Source organism: Marinobacter sp. F4206 (genome assembly GCF_019392195.1).
Taxonomy (GTDB): domain Bacteria; phylum Pseudomonadota; class Gammaproteobacteria; order Pseudomonadales; family Oleiphilaceae; genus Marinobacter.
In genome coordinates this window covers 538,427-555,257 of the sequence record NZ_JAHXKI010000002.1, presented here as the reverse complement: position 1 = coordinate 555,257, position 16,831 = coordinate 538,427, and the positions used below count along the sequence as shown (strand labels likewise).

The window sequence follows — 16,831 nt, the reverse complement described above, 5'->3', positions numbered from 1 at the left end:
GGGGTGAATGTCAATTTGCCGCTAAGTTAACACACTTGGGCGGGATTCTGCCTGTCTACCGTAGTCGGAGTGTGAGTATGAAAAACCAGAAGCAGGCGATGCTGTTCGGGCTCGCAACGGTCCTGCTTTGGTCAACCGTGGCCACAGCCTTCAAGCTGGCCCTGCGGGAACTGGCACCGGTTGAGATGCTGCTAATCGCCTGCGCCTCTTCGGTGGTGGTTATCGGAACCATCCTGACGTTACAGGGGCGATTGCCCCAGGTTTTTGAACTCTCCGGCAGGCAGTACCTGCAATCGTTTGGCATGGGCCTGATCAATCCCTGTCTCTACTATTTCGTGCTCTTTGGTGCCTTCGATCGCTTGCCCGCCCAGGAAGCCCAGCCGCTGAACTACACCTGGGCCCTGGTGCTCGCTTACCTGTCCGTGCCCTTTCTGGGGCAGCGCTTGCGGAAACTGGACATCCTCGCCGGCCTGGTGTGTTACGCCGGTGTGGTCGTCATTGCCACCCGGGGGGCGGTGACCTCTCTCAGCTTTTCCGACCCCCTGGGCGTATCCCTGGCCATTGGCAGTACTCTGATCTGGGCGTCCTACTGGATACTGGCTACGCGGGATACCCGGGATCCGGTGGTTGGCTTGTTCCTCAACTTTCTGTTCGGATTACCGGTCATTGCCTTGATCTGTGGGCTGACGGAGGGCTTTGGTCTGCCTTCGGCGGGTTCTCTGGCCGCGGCTGTCTACGTCGGTGCGTTCGAGATGGGTATTGCCTTTGTGCTCTGGTCCTACGCCATGAAGAAAGCGGAGAATACCTCGAAGGTCAGTAACCTCATTTTTATCTCGCCGTTCCTGTCCCTGGTCTTCATTTACTTCATTCTGGGCGAGCAGATCCTGCCGTCCACCTATACCGGACTGGTCCTGATTGTCGCCGGGCTCTGGTTGCAGCAGAAGAAAGTACGGGATCGCGAGCAGGTACTGGCCCATGGCTCCTGATTGGTTTGTCTATATGGTCAGAACCGCCAGAGGGGCCCTGTACACCGGCATCACCACCGACGTGGACCGCCGGTTTGCCGAGCATCAGGCCGGGGCGCCGAAGGGCGCACGAAGCCTGAGAGGTAAGGGGCCGCTGGAGCTCGTGTTCCAGTCGCCTGCGGGCGACCGCAGCCGGGCATCGCGGCTGGAATGGCACATCAAGCAGTGGCCCCGGGCAAGGAAAGAAGCGCTGGCAAGTGGCGAACTCAGTCTGCCAGATGACGTCTGATGTGAGCGCCCGCGTCCTCGAGGGCCTCGGTGGCACGGTCAAGCTGTCCGCTGTGAACCTGGAACACGTGCCATAGACTGTTAAACACTTCGAGTCTGGTTTGCACGTTATCCCGCTGGGCGACAGCCGCAAGCCGCTCAGCGTCGTTAAGCAGGATTTCTTCACTGCCAACCTGGATTAGCAGCGGCGGCAGGTCAGTCAGATCACCGAATACCGGGGAAATCAGCGGATTGGTGAGAGGTTCGCCGGCGCTGTATGACTGCGCGGATTTTTCGGTCCACCGGGCCTGAAGTACCGGTTCGCATTCGGGCGAATAAAGCTGTTGTTGGCTGAGATCCACCCAGGGCGAGAACACGGTGAGTGAGGAGGGCAAGGGCAGTTGCTTGTCCCGGAGTCGCATGGCCAGGGCAACGCTCAGGCCGCCCCCGGCCGAATCCCCGGCCACGGCAATCTGCTCAGGCTTGTAGCCTTGCTCGAGCAGCGTCGTGTAGACTGCCTCGGCGTCATCGAGTGCGGCGGGGAATGGATGCTCTGGTGCCAGCCGATAGTCGGGGGTGATGATCTGGCAACCGGTGGTTTTGGCCAGGTGTCCGGTGAGCCCCCGGTGGGTGCTGGATGAACCTATGATGTAGCCGCCGCCGTGCAGGTAGAGCACCACGCCGTTGGTATCAGTGTCAAAGCTGCTGCGGGTGACTGGAATGCCGGCGATCGTGTCCTGGTCAAACCGGCAGCCGCGTGGAGGTATGGATGTGCGATAGGCTTGTCGGACCAGTGATCGCTGAAGCGTTACCGGCACGGCCGGGTGAAGCATGGGGCGCACAAGGCGTCTCATGGTTTGGCGAAGACCGGCCTCGAGAAGATGTTGAAGCATCTGTGTTCTACCCCCGCTATGCGTTAGGATTGCAGATCAAATTGCTTATTAATCAATCATGACAGGCGTTTAACTCTACGTGTACTGGAAAACAGATACCATAGAAATCCCGGATTGGGACAGGCATTCCCTGTTGGATCGACTGGAGCCGTTTGATCCCGCCGCGCCAAGAGAGCTTGGTGACGAGATGGTTGCCTACTGCCGGTTCTATGGTCTGGACCTGTGGGTGGAGCACCCGGAAGTGAGTTATCACCAGGGCTACGTTGAGGCGGGTCGCCACCAGGTCATGGTTCACTACTACCGGCTGCCCGAATCCTCCAGTCAGAGGGGCACGGTCTTTATCCTTCATGGTTATTTTGACCATGTTGGACTTTACAGCCAGCTCATTGATCGGTGCCTCGGGGCGGGGTTCGACGTTCTGGCCTACGATCAGCCGGGTCATGGGTTGTCCAGTGGAACGCCAGCGGCCATCGGGAGTTTCCTTGAGTACCAGAGTGTGCTGTCGGATGTCATGAACCACGTGAAAACCAAGGTGCGTGATCCCTGGTTCGCGGTTGGCCAGAGTACCGGAGGGGCGATCCTGATTGATTACCTGTTATCCAACCACCTTTCCCGGGACACGTCGGCGTTCCGCAGTGTGGTCTTGCTGGCGCCCCTGGTCCGTCCGGTTGGCTGGCTTGGTGCAAAGGTGCTTCACAGCCTGATGAAGCCATTCATCACCCGATGGCGCCGGGCGTTTTCGGATAACAGCAGCAACTCTCGTTTCCTGAGTTTTCTGCGCGAGCATGATCCGCTGCAGGCGAGGGCCGTACACGTGGACTGGGTGAGCGCGCTGCGCAGCTGGGTGCCTCACATAGAATCGGCGCGTCCGGTGGATTTCCCGATCACGGTGATTCAGGGTGAAAAGGACCTGACCGTGGACTGGGAGCACAATCTGCGAATTATTCGCAACAAATTTTCCTCGGTCGAGGAACTCAGAATCCCTGACGGTCGTCATCATTTAGTGAACGAAGCTCAGGATTTGCAGGCGACGGTATTCAATACCATCATTGACACGTTTTTGAACGAGGCGGCGCAGACTGTTGGGGATGCCCCGGCAGGCCGTGAATAAACAAGCACAGGAGAATGCTGTGAAAAAGACGATTCTTGCTTTCGCGGTGGCGACCGTGGGTCTTGGCGGTTGTATGACCTACGATCCGTACACCGGTGAAGAAAAAACCTCCAGCGCAACCAAGGGCAGTATCATTGGTGCGTTGGGCGGTGCGGCTATTGGCGCAGCGACTTCGAGCAAAAGTGACCGGGGCAAGGGTGCCCTGATCGGTGCAGCCAGTGGTGCCGCGGTCGGCGGTGGCATTGGCTACTACATGGACAAGCAGGAAGCTGAACTGCGTCGCAAACTTGAAGGTTCCGGCGTACGTGTGGTTCGAAATGGCGATGAGATCGAGCTGATCATGCCCGGTAACATCACCTTCGACCTGAACCAGTCCTCGATCAAGCCGTCGTTCACCGACACGCTGGATTCCGTGTCACTGGTCCTGAAGGAATTCGACAAGACCATTATCCAGATCGAAGGCCATACTGACAGCTCCGGCTCCCAGAGCTACAACCAGCTGCTGAGCGAGCGTCGGGCCGGTTCGGTTCGGGATTTCCTGCTGAATCGCGGTATCGAGCCCAAGCGTACCCGTGCCGTCGGCTACGGAGAGCGTTACCCCATTGCATCCAACGATAATGCCGCAGGTCGCGAGCAGAACCGTCGGGTGGAATTGACCCTGGTACCGATGCAGTAATACCGGTATCAAGGCTGGAAAAAAAGCGCGGCAGCTTCGGTTGCCGCGCTTTTTTTGTGCCTGCTTTGGCCGTTATGGATTCGAGTGGGCAACACTCAGTTGGTGTTGCTGGGCAGCCAGTCGTCGATACGTTTCTTCAGGTCGGCGAGCTGGTCTTCGCCTGAATCCCTGAGCTCGTTGAGCTTCGTGCGGGCGGTCTCGATCTGATCTTCCAGAGACTGGATCTTTTCCGAGAACTCCTTCTGGACTTCGGCCTCGGCCTGGTCGTCCTTCGCTTTTGCCATCTTGGTCTCGGCATCTGCGCGCAAGCTGTCGATTTGCTTGCTCCAGTGTTCGGTCTGGGTTTCCAGTTTGCGCTGCAGTGAATCTTTCAGGGACATGGATACCTCCTGTGCGGTGACACGCCAATGAATGTGTTTCGTATCACTACCTAGAGCATGGACGCAGTGTCGGTAATCTCAAGGGCAGGCGGATTAAAGTTTGGTGAAGCTGCTCTCGTTTGCCGGGCTTTGGCCTGTTAGGCATAAAAAAAACCGGAGCCATGGCTCCGGTTTTCCAGTGTTAAGCCCTGATCAGAACAGGACCCGGCAGCGAATCGTGCCCTTGACCTGACGCAGCTTTTCCAGCGCCAGCTCGCCGTATTCCTTGTCGACGTCGACGACGACATAGCCAATGTCTTCCTTGGTCTGCAGGTACTGGCCACAGACGTTGATCTCGTTCTCCGAGAACACCTGGTTGATTTCGGACATCACGCCCGGCACGTTCTCGTGGATGTGCAGCAGACGGTGCTGGTTCGGGTGAGACGGCAGTGCCACTTCCGGGAAGTTGACCGAGGAAACGGAGGTGCCGTTGTCGCTGTACATGGCGAGCTTCTCGGCTACTTCGCGGCCAATGTTTTCCTGGGCTTCAATGGTTGAGCCGCCGACATGCGGGGTCAGGATGACATTGTCGAACTCACGGAGCGGTGAGACAAATTCTTCGGTGTTCGACTTTGGCTCTACCGGGAAAACGTCGATCGCGGCGCCCAGTAGTTTGCCGCTCTGCAGTGCGTCGGCAAGCGCATCGATGTCGACCACGGTGCCGCGCGAAGCGTTCATCAGGATGGAGCCCGGCTTCATCTGTGCGAACTGCTCCGCCTTGAACATGTATTTCGTGGCCGGGGTTTCCGGCACGTGCAGGCTCACCACGTCGGCGATGTTGAGCAGTTCCTGCAGGGTGCCTACCTGAGTCGCGTTGCCGATCGGCAGCTTGGACACCACGTCATAGAAGTAGACGTCCATGCCCAGTCCTTCGGCGAGCACACTGAACTGCGTACCGATGTTGCCGTACCCGATGATGCCCAGTTTCTTGCCACGGATCTCGTAGCTGTCCTTGGCGGATTTCAGCCATTCACCGCGATGGGCCTTGGCACTCTTCTCCGGCACGCCGCGCAGCAGCAGGATGGCTTGCGCCAGAACCAGTTCGGCCACACTGCGCGTGTTCGAGAAGGGTGCGTTGAAAACGGCAATACCCCGACGGGTCGCGGCCTGCAGGTCGACCTGGTTGGTGCCGATGCAGAAACAGCCCACGGCCACCAGCTTGTTGGCAGCTTCAAATACTTTCTCGGTCAGCTGGGTGCGCGAGCGAATCCCAACGAAGTGCGCATCGGCAATCTTCTCAATCAGGTCTTCCTCGGCCAGCGAGTGAGTCAGATACTCGATGTTGGTGTAGCCTGCAGCGTTCAGGGTATCAATGGCAGATTGATGCACGCCTTCCAGCAGCAGGATCCGGATTTTGCTCTTTTCGAGAGACGTATTTGACATGGGCTTGCTTCCGAACCTTTCGTCACGTGAAATGACCTGTGGCCAGTGATCGTCAGGGCTGGCTCACAGAACAGGGGCGGTATGATACCATAAACGCAGAATTTCACAGCGCGCCGGTTTGCCTGAATCAACTGCTCCGAAAACCGCCGGTTTTCAGGCCTCCGGACCAACCTTGACGAGACTGACGCATTCATGAATTCCGAACAGATCATTGCTTCCCTGAAAGAGCTGGTGGCTTCCGGTGACAACGCCGGTAAGGTGCTGACTGACCCCGCTGATCTTGAGAACTACGGCAAGGACTGGACCAAAATCTATCCTCCGGAGCCGGTGGCAATTGTTCTGCCCAAGACCACCGAACAGGTTCAGGCCCTGGTACAGTTTGCCAATCAGAATCAGGTGGCCCTGGTACCCTCGGGCGGTCGAACCGGCTTGAGTGCCGGCGCGGTTGCGGCTAACGGCGAGGTGGTGGTCGCGTTCGATAACATGAACCAGATTCTGGAATTCAACGCCAGCGACCGCACGGTTCGCTGTCAGGCAGGTGTGGTCACGGAACAGCTCCAGAACTTTGCCGAAGAGAACGGTCTCTACTATCCCGTGGATTTCGCGTCGGCGGGGTCCAGTCAGCTGGGCGGCAACCTGTCCACGAACGCCGGTGGCATCAAGGTCATTCGCTACGGCATGAGTCGTGACTGGGTCGCGGGTCTGAAGGTGGTCACCGGAAAGGGTGACGTTCTCGACCTCAACAAGGATCTGGCCAAGAACAACACCGGCTACGACCTGCGCCATCTGTTCATTGGTGCGGAAGGAACGCTGGGCTTTATCACCGAAGCCACCATGAAGCTTTCCCGAAAGCCCGATAACCTGACCGTATTGGTGTTGGGTCTGAACGATCTGACCAACACCATGGACGTACTCCAGACCTTCCAGAAGCAGATCGATCTGACCGCGTATGAGTTCTTCTCGCACCAGGCCATGGGGCATGTCTTGGCTCACGGACAGGTTCAGGCGCCATTCGAGACCGAGGCGCCATACTATGCGCTGCTGGAGTTTGAAGCCGTTTCCGATCAGGTGATGGACGATGCGATGTCCCTGTTCGAGCAATGCGTCGAGAATGGCTGGGTGCTCGACGGCGTCATCAGCCAGAGTGAAACCCAGGCCCAGAACCTGTGGCAGTTGCGGGAACGGATTTCAGAATCCATCGCGCCCCGTACGCCTTACAAGAACGATATTTCCGTGGTGGTTTCCAAGGTTCCCGGATTCCTCGAGGAAATCGATGCCGTGGTGACCGAACACTACCCGGATTTCGAAATCATCTGGTTCGGCCATATTGGCGATGGCAACCTGCACCTCAATATCCTCAAGCCTGAAGCCATGGCCAAAGAGGACTTCTTCGAGAAGTGCCAGCAGGTCAACAAGTGGGTGTTCGAGATTGTCGAGCGCTACCAGGGCAGTGTGTCGGCCGAGCATGGCGTGGGCATGACCAAGAAGCCCTATCTGCAGTACACCCGCAGCGAGTCAGAAATTGCCTACCTGAGAGGCATCAAGCAGGTGTTTGACCCTGCGGGCATCATGAACCCCGGGAAGATCTTCGACTGATGCAAAACCATATCGTCGTACTCACCGGCGCTGGTATCAGTGCCGAAAGCGGACTCTCCACCTTCCGTGATAACGGCGGGCTGTGGGAGGAGCACAGTGTTTACGACGTGGCCACGCCCGAGGCGTTTGCCCGCAATCAGGAGCTGGTGCTGCGGTTCTACAACGATCGCCGCCGCCAGCTTGAATCCGCGCAGTCCAATCAGGCGCATCGCCTGTTGGCAGAGCTGGAATCCCGGTATCGGGTGACCGTGGTCACCCAGAACGTGGATGACCTGCATGAGCGCGGCGGATCCAGCAATGTGATCCATCTCCACGGTGAACTCACCAAGGCCCGCAGTTCCCGGCACCCGGAGCTGGTCTACGACATTGGCTATCGGGATATCCGCCAGGGCGACACCTGCGAGCGCGGTGCCCAGCTTCGACCCCACATCGTCTGGTTCGGTGAAGAGGTTCCGATGCTGGACAGAGCGGCGGAGGTGGTGCGCTCTGCCGACCAGCTGTTGATTGTGGGTACCTCGCTGCAGGTGTATCCAGCCGCTGGCCTGGTGTACGAGGTGGACCGGGAAATTCCCATTACCGTCGTAGACCCCGGCGAACCGGCCTCGGTGTCCCGGGCCCGGTTCATCTGCAAAGGTGCCTGCGAGGGCGTAGCTGATTGGGTCGCGGGTCTGCCCTGAACCCGCGGGGCTTCCTGCTGTCTCATATCCCGGTCCTGGGCTAATCTCAGGTGAGTACGCATCTCCGGGAGGGCAGATCCATGCTGCGTGGCGTTCGTTCAATTGTCTGGTTCGTTTTTCCTGTTTTTCTCCTGTTCGGTTCCGGTCTGGTGACAGCCCACCATGGCTGGGGCTGGGCCACCGATCAGGAATTCGAGATTACCGGGACCGTAGTTTCCAAGCGTCTTGGCAACCCCCACGGTGAAGTGACTCTTGAGGTGGATGGTGAGAGGTGGCTGATCGAGGTGGGTCAACCCTGGCGCAACGAGCGCGCGGGACTGACGGCGGACCTGCTGTCGGAGGGGCGTGAAGTGACCGTCCACGGGCATCGCTCTGCCAAAGAGGGTGAGCGCCTGGTCAAGGCCGAACGCCTGGTGATCAATGGTCAGGACTATGCTCTCTACCCGGATCGGCCGTCCTGACCGGTCCCGTTGGGATGCCGGAATTTGTTCGCGCGCTTGAACAGACGGCTCTGGCCCAGGCCCTGGGGGAATCGGTTTGGCTTTATCCGTTGGTTAACGCCGGGCACATTCTCGGGATCGCCCTTCTGGTGGGCGGGATTGTGCCTCTGGATCTGAGGCTGTTGGGACTCTGGAAGGCCCTGCCTCTGGCGCCGTTCTGGCGTGTGCTGAGGGTGTCCGCTGCTACGGGGCTGGCGCTGGCTATTGTCACCGGAAGCCTTTTGTTTCTCACCCGGGCGTCCGATTACCTTGAGTCCGTCTGGTTCCAGTCGAAGTTGCTGGTGATCCTGGCGAGCCTGGTGAATATTGCTGTCGTGATGGCCCGTTACGGTTCCGTGGTGGAGAATGGTGGCGTCACTGCCGGCCTGCGAGCGAGCGCCCTGATTTCTCTTTGCGGATGGATAATGGCACTGCTGCTTGGCCGTCTGGTGGGCTATTTCTGAGGCCGGTTATCCGGGTGTTGTCTCGAGGTACCTTTCGAGTTCGGCCCGAAACGCTGCCTGTACCCCCAGCCGCTTGAGCATCCAGTAGTGGCCGGCAATCATCCGGTCAATAAAGATACTTTCCACCGGTGGCTTGAAGTAATCCAGGTACTTGAAGACGGTGCTGGTCTTCGCCGCTACGTGTTTGTGCAGGTCCGCCTCGGCAAAATCATAGGGTTCGTCCTGATCGAAGGGGACAATCAGGATGTCGCGCCACATCGCGTAATAGGCTTCGTCCACGGCAGGCTGGCTTTCTACCCGGGCACCCAGATCGATAAGATGGCGGTCGAGCGCCCGGTAATCCTCTTTCAGCGCGGCAACCAGCGCCTTGCGGTAGGACTCGACAATTCCCGGTTTCAGTTTTTTCACACAGCCGAAGTCGTACATGATGATCGAGCCGTCCGGCCGATAGGCGAAGTTGCCGGCGTGGGGATCCCCGTGGATGCACTGGAAGCGGAATAGCTGGTCGGCCATGGTGGTGAAGATGCGCTGGCCAATGAGATTGATGGTCTCCTGATCATAGCGATCGGGCGTGACCTCGCTGACATGGTCGCCTTCGACCAGCTCGAGAGTCAGCACCCGCCGGGTCGAGTGACTGTCGATCACGGACGGGATGATCACCCAGTCATCGTTCTCGTGAAACGTCCGGAACAACCGGATGTTCTCTGCTTCGTTGACGTAATCGAGTTCTTCCTTGAGCCGTTCCCTGATCTCACCAAACAGCTGATCCACGGCCTCTTTGGGCATCTTCAGAAGCCCTCCGAGCTTGAGCGTCATTCGCAGCTGTTTCAGGTCCGAGTCGCAGGATTCGTCCACGCCCGGATACTGAACTTTCACGATGACATCGGTGCCGTCATACAGGCGAGCACGGTGAACCTGCCCGATTGAGGCGGCGGCGTAGGGCTTCTCCTGGAGGTATTCGAAGAGCTCTGGAACGGGTTTGCCCAGCTCCGATTCAATCTGCTCAACGATCACCTCGAAAGGCATGGGCGGAGCTTCTTTCTGAAGCGTCTGCAGGGCGTCGGAGAATTCCTTCGGAAGAAAATCCTGGGTCTGGGAGGCAATCTGCCCCACCTTCATGACCGCGCCTTTCAGCTCACCCAGGGTGTCGGCAATCTGTCCGGCCATCCGCGTATAGCTCTCGCTCTGGGCGCCTTCGTCATTCTCGCTACGAAATATCCGGCGCGCCCGCTGGCCAGCATACTGACCGGCGACGGATGCAGTCATGCCTGCGAGTTTCAGAAATCGCCCACGTCGGGAGGTTACCGGTTTTTTTGCCATGCCAGATGTACGTCCTTAACCGGAGATAGGTTTGCTGATGCTGCACGTTAAACCACTTTGGTTTCCACGAACAGCACATCTTCCAGTTCCAGTGACAGCGTCTGGCCGGTTTTCAGTGGGCCAACGCCCTTGGGGGTGCCTGTCAGCACGACATCACCCGGCAACAGCGTAAACAGGCTGCTGATGTGGGTAATTAGCGGGATTACCGGGTTGAGCATCTCGCGGGTATCCCCGGTCTGTCGGCGTTCGCCGTCGATGTCCAGGGTGAAGTGGTTGTTCTCCGTGTGCAGTTTTTCTTTGGCAACGAACGGAGACAATGGGCAGGCGCCGTCGAACGCCTTGGCGCGCTCCCAGGGGTGCCCTTTTTCTTTCAGCGTGGTTTGTACGTCTCGGAGAGTCAGGTCCAACGCGAGGCCGTAACCGAGGATGGCGGTTTCCACCTCGCTTGCCGAGGCGTTGGTGAGCGGGCGTCCTATCAGCACCGCCAGTTCGGTCTCGTAATGCACCTCCCCCTGATTGCGGGGGAGCGTGAGGGGGCGGGTAATGTGCACCGCCGCTGTTGACGGTTTGATAAACAGCAGCGGCTCATCAGGCACCGGGTTGTCCAGCTCCCGGGCGTGTTCCGCGTAATTGCGGCCGATGCAGACGATCTTCCCGAGCGGCAGGTGCACGGGCGTGCCATCCTTCCAGTGATGTTGGTAATCCTGCATAACCGCCTCCTGTCTGCTGTGTTCAGTCTCCGTCGAACGAGCAGACAGTATAAACCTGAAGCCCTTCGTCCTGAAGCTTGCGGGAGCCACCTAGGTCCGGCAGGTCAATCATCGCCGCCACTTCGACAATCTCTGCACCAATTCGGCGGATCAGCCGAGTGGCCGCCAGCATGGTGCCGCCGGTTGCGATCAGGTCGTCGACCAGAACCACTTTGTCGCCGGTTTTAAAGGCATCCTTGTGCAGTTCGACGGAAGCGGTGCCGTATTCCAGCTCGTAGTCCTCGACCAGGGTGTCGAACGGCAGCTTGCCCTTCTTTCGCACCAGCACGAGAGAGGCGTTCAGCTCGTAGGCCAGCGCCGAGCCAATGATAAAGCCGCGGGCGTCGACCGCCGCCACCGCATCGATCTCATGGCCGTGGTAGCGGTGGACAAAGGCGTCGATCAGCTTGCGGAACGCGGTCTTGTCCTGCAGGACCGTGGTGATGTCCCTGAAGGCCACGCCGGGCTTGGGCCAGTCCGGCACGGTGCGGATGGCCTTCTTGATGCTTTCCGAGAAATAATCCATGACAGATCCGGTTTATCGTTCTGGACGCGGCTCAGGCCGCGTCCAGGAAGATGAATTTCAGCACGAATACAACGGCGATGGTCACAACGCTGGCGTTCAGGTCAGACCAGCGACCGCTCAGGGCTTTCACAATGGCGTAGGTGATAAAGCCCAGGGCGATGCCGTTGGCGATGGAGAAAGTCAGCGGCATCATCAGCGCCGTAACGACGGCAGGCGCCGCATCGGTAATGTCGTCCCAGTCGACCAGTTTCAGGCCGCCGGTCATGAGCACCGCGACGTACAGCAGGGCGGGCGCTGTGGCATAGGCCGGGATGATGCTGGCGATGGGTGACAGCAGCAGGCAGGCCAGGAACAGTGCGGCGACCACCACGGCTGTCAGGCCGGTGCGACCACCGGCAGAAATGCCGGCCGTGGATTCAATGTAGCTGGTGGTGGTCGATGTGCCCAGCGCCGCGCCGGACATGGTCGCCACCGAATCCGACATCAGCGCACGGCCCAGGCGGGGCAGCTTGCCCTCCTTGTCCAGCAGGCCGCCACGCTGGGCGGCGCCAATCAGGGTGCCGGAGGTGTCAAACAGGTCGACGAACAGAAAGGCAAAGACGATGCTGATCATGCCCACGTTGAGCGCGCCGGCAATGTCCAGTTGCATGAAGGTGGGCGCCAGGCTCGGCGGTGCGGAAACGAAGCCCTTGTATTCGATCATACCCAGCATCATGGCGATCAGTGTGACGGCGATGATGCCGATCATCACCGCGCCGGTTATCCGCCGGAACGAGAGTGCGCAAATGAGCACAAAGCCGCCAAAGAACAGCAGGGCTTCGGCCGCCTTGATCTCACCCATCCCAACCAGCGTGGCGGGGTGATCGACCACGATACCGGCGTTTTTCAGGGCGATCAGTGCGAGGAAAAAGCCGATACCGGCTGAAATCCCGAAACGCAGGGACATCGGGATACTGTTAATGATCCACTCGCGAACCTTGAGAATGCTGAGCAGGAAAAAGATCAGGCCCGACAGGAAGACGGCGCCGAGCGCGACTTGCCAGCTGTAACCCATGCTGCCGACAACGGTGAAAGAGAAAAAGGCGTTCAACCCCATGCCCGGGGCGAGGGCAATGGGGTAGTTGGCCCAGAGGCCCATGATCAGGGTGCCGATGGTAGCTGCCAGGCAGGTGGCAACGAAGACGGCGCCGAAGTCCATGCCCGTCGATGACAGGATGCTTGGATTGACCACGATGATATACGCCATGGTCAGGAAGGTCGTGATGCCCGCCACCAGTTCTTTGCGAACGGTGGTGCCGTGGGCCTGGAGTTGGAACAGTCGTTCAAGCATGACGGGAGTCTGCCTCTCAGGATGCCAAAAGTTGGGAGTTGGGGATCAGTGTCGAACGGAAAACGTGAATTGCGTGAAAAAACGGCAATCTTACCGGCTGACGGCCCTGAGGCCAAGGGATGATTGACAGTTCACTATCAATAAGGAGGCGAATTAGCTTTGTAAAGGAATCCGCTGGCGGGGCGGCGCCCCTGTGATCCGCAATGGCGCATCGCCGCGTATGTTGTACCCAGTTTACTTTTATCCTGCTGTACGGAGTAACTGATATGTCCCTGATGCGCCTGGCCTATGCCAGTGAAGCCACTTTTGAAGCCAAGTCGGTGGAAAAAGGGGTCGAGCCCCACGTTGCCCGGATTCTGATGACGTCCCGACGCAACAACGGAAAATGCGACCTGGTCGGGGGGCTGTATTACGGTGACAACCGCTTTTTTCAGTACCTTGAGGGCGAAGAGAAGGATGTCCTGGAAACCTACCAGAGAATCCAGAAAGACAGTCGGCACAAGAACATCATCACGCTGATTGAAGAGCCCCTGGAAACGCGGACTTTCAGCAACTGGTCCATGAAATACGTGCCGCTCTCGAGCGATGTGCGCCGGTTTCTGGCAAAACATGGGCTAACCCGTTTCGATCCGGCCTCGTTTAACGCCCAGCAATGCGAAGAGATGATCCAGTTGATTCGGGAGTCCAGTCAGGACCAGAAACTCATCAACTATGATGAAACAGAGGCCAACGAAACCAAGCCTCAGGCGTTTTCTGCCGGGTTGCGCACGGGCCTGATCGTTGCAGCCCTCGGTCTGGTGGGCGCTCTGTTTGTCGCCGGATCCATGCTCTGAAAGGGGTAGCTGAATAAATCCGGCTTATAAATTTAGATAAGAGATCTTTATTTGCTTCATGGAGCGACACTGTTTAGCTTGACGGGTACTGAAAATCAGGCAGATCCTTGGCCTGTCTCGTCTCCAAAAACAATGTTGCTACAGGAGTTTCCATGAAAGCCATCCTCTGCAAGGAATACGGTCCGGCGGATACGCTGGTTATCGAAGACGTTCCCAGCCCGGAAGTGAAAGGACGCGGTGTGAAGGTGCGGGTCAAAGCCGCCGGCCTTAACTTCCCGGACACCCTGATCATCGAAGGCAAGTACCAGTTGAAGCCTTCCATGCCGTTTTCTCCGGGTGGCGAGATGGCGGGCGAGGTGATTGAGGTTGGTGAGAAGGTTACCCGCTTCAAGCCCGGTGACCGCGTGGCGGGCCTGACCGGTTACGGGTCCTTCGCCGAAGAGGTGATTGTTCCAGAGCAGAATCTCTTGCCTGTCCCCGATGGCATGTCCGATGAAAAGGCGGCCGCGTTCACCATGGTTTACGGCACCTCCTATTATGCCCTCAAGCAACGCGCCAACCTCCAGCCCGGCGAGAGCCTGCTGGTACTGGGTGCCAGCGGCGGCGTGGGTCTGGCGACCGTGGAGCTGGGCAAAGCCATGGGCGCCCGCGTGATTGCTGCGGCAAGTTCTGCCGAGAAGCTGGCCATTGCCAAAGACGCCGGCGCTGACGAACTGATCAACTACAGCGAGGAGCCGCTGAAGGAAGCGGTCAAGAACCTGACTAACGGCAAGGGTGTGGACGTGATCTACGATCCGGTCGGTGGTGATTTCACCGAGCAGGCGCTCCGGGCCATGGGCTGGAATGGCCGCCACCTGATCATCGGTTTTGCGGCGGGTGAGATCCCCAAGGTTCCGGCGAACCTGACCCTGCTCAAGGGCTGTTCCGTGGTCGGCGTGTTCTGGGGCAGCTTTACTCAGCGTGAACCCGAGGCCAGCGCCCAGAACATGATGGAACTGATGAAGCTGTACGCCGAGGGCAAGATTGATCCGAAGATCAGTGAGGTGTTCGAATTCGAAGACTATGCCAAGGCTCTGGGGGCACTGACTGAGCGCCGTGCAACCGGCAAGGTGGTGTTGAAGGTCGGCTCTTAACTTTGCAGGCCGTGCTGGGGTGGCCCTCCCAAAAAAGTGGAGGGCCATGGATGGCCCGAAACAAGCGCACATGGACGTGCTCGTAGCGGTTTTTGGGAGGGCCACCCCGGCATGGCTAACTCCAAAGCCAAAAGGCTAGGGCCGGAAACAGACAGTAACCGCCAAGAGTCAGAAATTAACCTTCCCAGCATCAATGTCCGCAACAAGCTCAGGCGTCAGCTGCGTGTACTCCTGCGTTTTCGGCAACCAGGCAAACACCTCGTCATTGGACTGCTCCAGTGAGTAGCCGGTTTTCTGAATATCCACCTTGCGGTACTTGAAGGTGCCGGTTTTCTCAATGGCACGGGTCACCCGCACGAACACCGGGATGGCGTAGGCGGGCAGGTTGGCCTTTAAATAGGCGAACAGCTTGTTGACGTCGAACTCGTTGCCGTTGCTGTGTGGAACCAGCGTCACCATGCCGGCCTTGCCGTTGGTTTTCGGAACTTCCACACCGTACACGATGGCCTCCTCGACCATGCCGGAGCCATCGATGATGTTCTCTACCTCGTTGGTCGAGACGTTTTCGCCCTTCCAGCGGAAGGTGTCGCCCATGCGGTCCACGAACTGCAGGTGCCCACAGCCGATTTCCTTCAGGACATCGCCGGTGTTGAACCAGGCGTCGCCTTTCTTGAAGGCGTCGCGGAGGATGGACTTTTCGGTGGCGTCCTTTTGGGTATAGCCCTCGAACGACCACTTCTTGGTGATCTCGCCAATCAACAGCCCCGGTTCGCCTTTGGCAACCGGCTCCATATGGCCTTTGGCATTGCGAACCGGGTCGCGGGTGCCATCGTGGAATTTCACCAGCTTGTATGGCGCGGTGGAGAAGCCGACGGTGTTGTCCATGTTGAAGAAATTGCTGAAGCCGATGTTGCCCTCACTGGAGGCGTAGAGTTCGGCCACGGTTTCAATGCCGAAGCGTTCCTTGAATTCCCGCCAGATTGAGGGGCGCAGGCCGTTACCGACCATCTTGGTGAGGCCATGGGCCCGGTCCTGGTCACTGGGGGGCTGGTTCAGGAGGTATCGGCAGAGTTCACCCACGTAACCAAAGGTAGTGGCGTGATAGTGGCGGACGTCGTCCCAGAAGGCGCTGGCGGAGAATTTGCGGCGCAGGGCAATGGCGGAGCCGCCGGCCAGCACCGAGCCCCAGCAAACCAGCAGTGCAGTGCCGTGGTAGAGCGGCAGGGTGCAGTACAGGACGTCCTCAGGTTCCATCGCCAGGGACATCAGGCCGAAGCCGCCGTAGGCCTTGATGAATTTTCGATGGGACCCCGGGGCGGCCTTGGGCAGGCCCGTTGTGCCCGACGTAAAGAGGTAAATGGCGGTGTCACCCATTCGTGGCGGATCACAGAGAACGGGGTTGTCGCTGTTAAAGGTGCTGACCTTCTCTGCCATGTTGACGTAGCCTTCGGGGGCTTCTCCGAAGGCATTCAGGGTATTAAGGTCGGAAACGAACAGGAACGGATGGGAATGGCTGGTTCTGAGGTTGCCTTTCACCCCGTCAAATGACGGGATCAACTCTTCGCCGACCACCACCATCTTCGGTTCGATCAGGTTGATGCTGTGTTCCAGCACCTTGCCCTTCTGCGAGGTATTGAGCATGGCGCAAGCCACACCGAGTTTGGCCGCCCCCGCCACAACCGCCAGTAATTCAGGGCGATTCTCAAGGAAGACCGCAATGGCATCGCCTTTGACCAGGCCCTGGGCCTGAAGGAAACCGGCGATGCGGTTGGCCCAGCCATTGAACTCGCTCCAGGTAATTACCCGATCTTCAAACAGTATGGCAGGCCGCTGACCGTGGCGTTCGGCGTTGCGTTCGATCAGGGTGCCAAGGGTTAGCTCCCGGTTTTCATCCTTGACCGCATAATAGTAATAGCCGCGGGCAATTGACGGGAAACGTCGCATGATGCCCGGCAGTCGGCGGGCGATATCCAGTGCAGAAACGCTGTTGTTGCTCATTCTGTTCTTCCG

The 16,831-nt window shown here is 58.6% G+C and carries 18 protein-coding genes; 10 read left to right on the top strand and 8 right to left on the bottom strand.

Annotated elements, in window-relative coordinates; genetic code table 11:
* Positions 1–77 precede the first annotated feature (77 nt).
* Together KZO34_RS04810 and KZO34_RS04805 are read left to right on the top strand one after the other, a co-directional pair.
* Positions 78–986 carry a DMT family transporter gene (locus KZO34_RS04810; protein WP_219473911.1) on the top strand — a complete coding sequence of 303 codons (909 nt, stop codon included), beginning with the start codon at positions 78–80 and terminating at the stop codon, positions 984–986.
* Positions 976–1,254, top strand: a complete 279-nt coding sequence (locus KZO34_RS04805; RefSeq protein ID WP_219473909.1) for a GIY-YIG nuclease family protein — start codon at positions 976–978, stop codon at positions 1,252–1,254. The genes KZO34_RS04810 and KZO34_RS04805 overlap by 11 nt, the downstream gene beginning before the upstream one ends.
* Here the strand turns inward: KZO34_RS04805 and KZO34_RS04800 are convergent.
* Positions 1,232–2,125 (bottom strand): alpha/beta hydrolase, encoded by an 894-nt coding sequence (locus KZO34_RS04800; protein ID WP_219473907.1) that lies wholly within the window; start codon positions 2,123–2,125, stop codon positions 1,232–1,234. The genes KZO34_RS04805 and KZO34_RS04800 overlap by 23 nt on opposite strands.
* Before the next feature lie 79 nt (positions 2,126–2,204).
* Between KZO34_RS04800 and KZO34_RS04795 the strand changes: the two genes are divergently transcribed.
* Together KZO34_RS04795 and KZO34_RS04790 are read left to right on the top strand one after the other, a co-directional pair.
* Positions 2,205–3,236, top strand: a complete 1,032-nt coding sequence (locus tag KZO34_RS04795; RefSeq protein WP_219473905.1) for an alpha/beta hydrolase — start codon at positions 2,205–2,207, stop codon at positions 3,234–3,236.
* Positions 3,237–3,255: 19 nt separating this feature from the next.
* Complete coding sequence (locus KZO34_RS04790) at positions 3,256–3,912, top strand: OmpA family protein (RefSeq protein ID WP_219473904.1); 657 nt, start codon at positions 3,256–3,258, stop codon at positions 3,910–3,912.
* Between the two features lie 95 nt (positions 3,913–4,007).
* On the opposite strand, the gene KZO34_RS04785 is transcribed toward KZO34_RS04790, so the two are convergent.
* Positions 4,008–4,292 (bottom strand): sll1863 family stress response protein, encoded by a 285-nt coding sequence (locus tag KZO34_RS04785; protein ID WP_219473903.1) that lies wholly within the window; start codon positions 4,290–4,292, stop codon positions 4,008–4,010.
* Between the two features lie 192 nt (positions 4,293–4,484).
* The gene (gene serA, locus KZO34_RS04780) at positions 4,485–5,714 is read right to left on the bottom strand and encodes a phosphoglycerate dehydrogenase (RefSeq protein WP_219473902.1); all 1,230 of its coding nucleotides are present in this window, start codon (positions 5,712–5,714) and stop codon (positions 4,485–4,487) included.
* A gap of 192 nt (positions 5,715–5,906) precedes the next feature.
* Here serA and KZO34_RS04775 point away from each other — a divergent pair, with 192 nt between their 5' ends.
* The 4 genes from KZO34_RS04775 (at position 5,907) to KZO34_RS04760 (ending at position 8,930) form a co-directional block, all read left to right on the top strand.
* Entirely contained in the window at positions 5,907–7,310 is a 1,404-nt protein-coding gene (locus KZO34_RS04775) for an FAD-binding oxidoreductase (RefSeq protein WP_219473901.1), read from the top strand.
* The gene (locus KZO34_RS04770) at positions 7,310–7,987 is read left to right on the top strand and encodes an SIR2 family NAD-dependent protein deacylase (RefSeq protein ID WP_219473900.1); all 678 of its coding nucleotides are present in this window, start codon (positions 7,310–7,312) and stop codon (positions 7,985–7,987) included. Before KZO34_RS04775 ends, KZO34_RS04770 begins: the two co-directional genes overlap by 1 nt.
* Before the next feature lie 80 nt (positions 7,988–8,067).
* The gene (locus tag KZO34_RS04765; RefSeq protein WP_219473899.1) at positions 8,068–8,448 is read left to right on the top strand and encodes a DUF6152 family protein; all 381 of its coding nucleotides are present in this window, start codon (positions 8,068–8,070) and stop codon (positions 8,446–8,448) included.
* A 14-nt stretch (positions 8,449–8,462) separates the two neighbouring features.
* Positions 8,463–8,930, top strand: a complete 468-nt coding sequence (locus tag KZO34_RS04760) for a hypothetical protein (RefSeq protein WP_219473897.1) — start codon at positions 8,463–8,465, stop codon at positions 8,928–8,930.
* A 6-nt stretch (positions 8,931–8,936) separates the two neighbouring features.
* Here KZO34_RS04760 and KZO34_RS04755 read toward each other — a convergent pair whose 3' ends face one another.
* The 4 genes from KZO34_RS04755 to KZO34_RS04740 are packed head-to-tail and all read right to left on the bottom strand — an operon-like array spanning position 8,937 to position 12,855.
* On the bottom strand, positions 8,937–10,250 hold the full coding sequence (locus tag KZO34_RS04755; protein WP_219473895.1) for an ABC1 kinase family protein: 1,314 nt from the start codon (positions 10,248–10,250) through the stop codon (positions 8,937–8,939).
* A 47-nt stretch (positions 10,251–10,297) separates the two neighbouring features.
* Positions 10,298–10,960: a fumarylacetoacetate hydrolase family protein gene (locus KZO34_RS04750; protein WP_219473893.1), complete on the bottom strand. Its 663-nt coding sequence runs from the start codon at positions 10,958–10,960 to the stop codon at positions 10,298–10,300.
* Positions 10,961–10,982: 22 nt separating this feature from the next.
* The gene (locus tag KZO34_RS04745; RefSeq protein WP_219473890.1) at positions 10,983–11,525 is read right to left on the bottom strand and encodes an adenine phosphoribosyltransferase; all 543 of its coding nucleotides are present in this window, start codon (positions 11,523–11,525) and stop codon (positions 10,983–10,985) included.
* A 31-nt stretch (positions 11,526–11,556) separates the two neighbouring features.
* Entirely contained in the window at positions 11,557–12,855 is a 1,299-nt protein-coding gene (locus tag KZO34_RS04740; RefSeq protein ID WP_219473887.1) for an NCS2 family permease, read from the bottom strand.
* 266 nt (positions 12,856–13,121) lie between these two features.
* Between KZO34_RS04740 and KZO34_RS04735 the strand changes: the two genes are divergently transcribed.
* Together KZO34_RS04735 and KZO34_RS04730 are read left to right on the top strand one after the other, a co-directional pair.
* The gene (locus KZO34_RS04735) at positions 13,122–13,688 is read left to right on the top strand and encodes a BLUF domain-containing protein (RefSeq protein ID WP_219473886.1); all 567 of its coding nucleotides are present in this window, start codon (positions 13,122–13,124) and stop codon (positions 13,686–13,688) included.
* A gap of 152 nt (positions 13,689–13,840) precedes the next feature.
* Positions 13,841–14,821: an NADPH:quinone oxidoreductase family protein gene (locus KZO34_RS04730; protein WP_219473885.1), complete on the top strand. Its 981-nt coding sequence runs from the start codon at positions 13,841–13,843 to the stop codon at positions 14,819–14,821.
* A 168-nt stretch (positions 14,822–14,989) separates the two neighbouring features.
* Here the strand turns inward: KZO34_RS04730 and KZO34_RS04725 are convergent, their stop codons facing one another.
* Positions 14,990–16,819 carry a long-chain-acyl-CoA synthetase gene (locus KZO34_RS04725; RefSeq protein ID WP_219473884.1) on the bottom strand — a complete coding sequence of 610 codons (1,830 nt, stop codon included), beginning with the start codon at positions 16,817–16,819 and terminating at the stop codon, positions 14,990–14,992.
* Positions 16,820–16,831 lie beyond the last annotated feature (12 nt).

Coding starts and splice junctions, on each gene's coding strand:
- KZO34_RS04810 (WP_219473911.1), top strand. CDS start 78: ATGAAAAACCAGAAGCAGGCGATGCTGTTCGGGCTCGCAACGGTCCTG.
- KZO34_RS04805 (WP_219473909.1), top strand. CDS start 976: ATGGCTCCTGATTGGTTTGTCTATATGGTCAGAACCGCCAGAGGGGCC.
- KZO34_RS04800 (WP_219473907.1), bottom strand. CDS start 2,125: ATGCTTCAACATCTTCTCGAGGCCGGTCTTCGCCAAACCATGAGACGC.
- KZO34_RS04785 (WP_219473903.1), bottom strand. CDS start 4,292: ATGTCCCTGAAAGATTCACTGCAGCGCAAACTGGAAACCCAGACCGAA.
- serA (WP_219473902.1), bottom strand. CDS start 5,714: ATGTCAAATACGTCTCTCGAAAAGAGCAAAATCCGGATCCTGCTGCTG.
- KZO34_RS04775 (WP_219473901.1), top strand. CDS start 5,907: ATGAATTCCGAACAGATCATTGCTTCCCTGAAAGAGCTGGTGGCTTCC.
- KZO34_RS04770 (WP_219473900.1), top strand. CDS start 7,310: ATGCAAAACCATATCGTCGTACTCACCGGCGCTGGTATCAGTGCCGAA.
- KZO34_RS04765 (WP_219473899.1), top strand. CDS start 8,068: ATGCTGCGTGGCGTTCGTTCAATTGTCTGGTTCGTTTTTCCTGTTTTT.
- KZO34_RS04760 (WP_219473897.1), top strand. CDS start 8,463: ATGCCGGAATTTGTTCGCGCGCTTGAACAGACGGCTCTGGCCCAGGCC.
- KZO34_RS04755 (WP_219473895.1), bottom strand. CDS start 10,250: ATGGCAAAAAAACCGGTAACCTCCCGACGTGGGCGATTTCTGAAACTC.
- KZO34_RS04750 (WP_219473893.1), bottom strand. CDS start 10,960: ATGCAGGATTACCAACATCACTGGAAGGATGGCACGCCCGTGCACCTG.
- KZO34_RS04745 (WP_219473890.1), bottom strand. CDS start 11,525: ATGGATTATTTCTCGGAAAGCATCAAGAAGGCCATCCGCACCGTGCCG.
- KZO34_RS04740 (WP_219473887.1), bottom strand. CDS start 12,855: ATGCTTGAACGACTGTTCCAACTCCAGGCCCACGGCACCACCGTTCGC.
- KZO34_RS04735 (WP_219473886.1), top strand. CDS start 13,122: ATGTCCCTGATGCGCCTGGCCTATGCCAGTGAAGCCACTTTTGAAGCC.
- KZO34_RS04730 (WP_219473885.1), top strand. CDS start 13,841: ATGAAAGCCATCCTCTGCAAGGAATACGGTCCGGCGGATACGCTGGTT.
- KZO34_RS04725 (WP_219473884.1), bottom strand. CDS start 16,819: ATGAGCAACAACAGCGTTTCTGCACTGGATATCGCCCGCCGACTGCCG.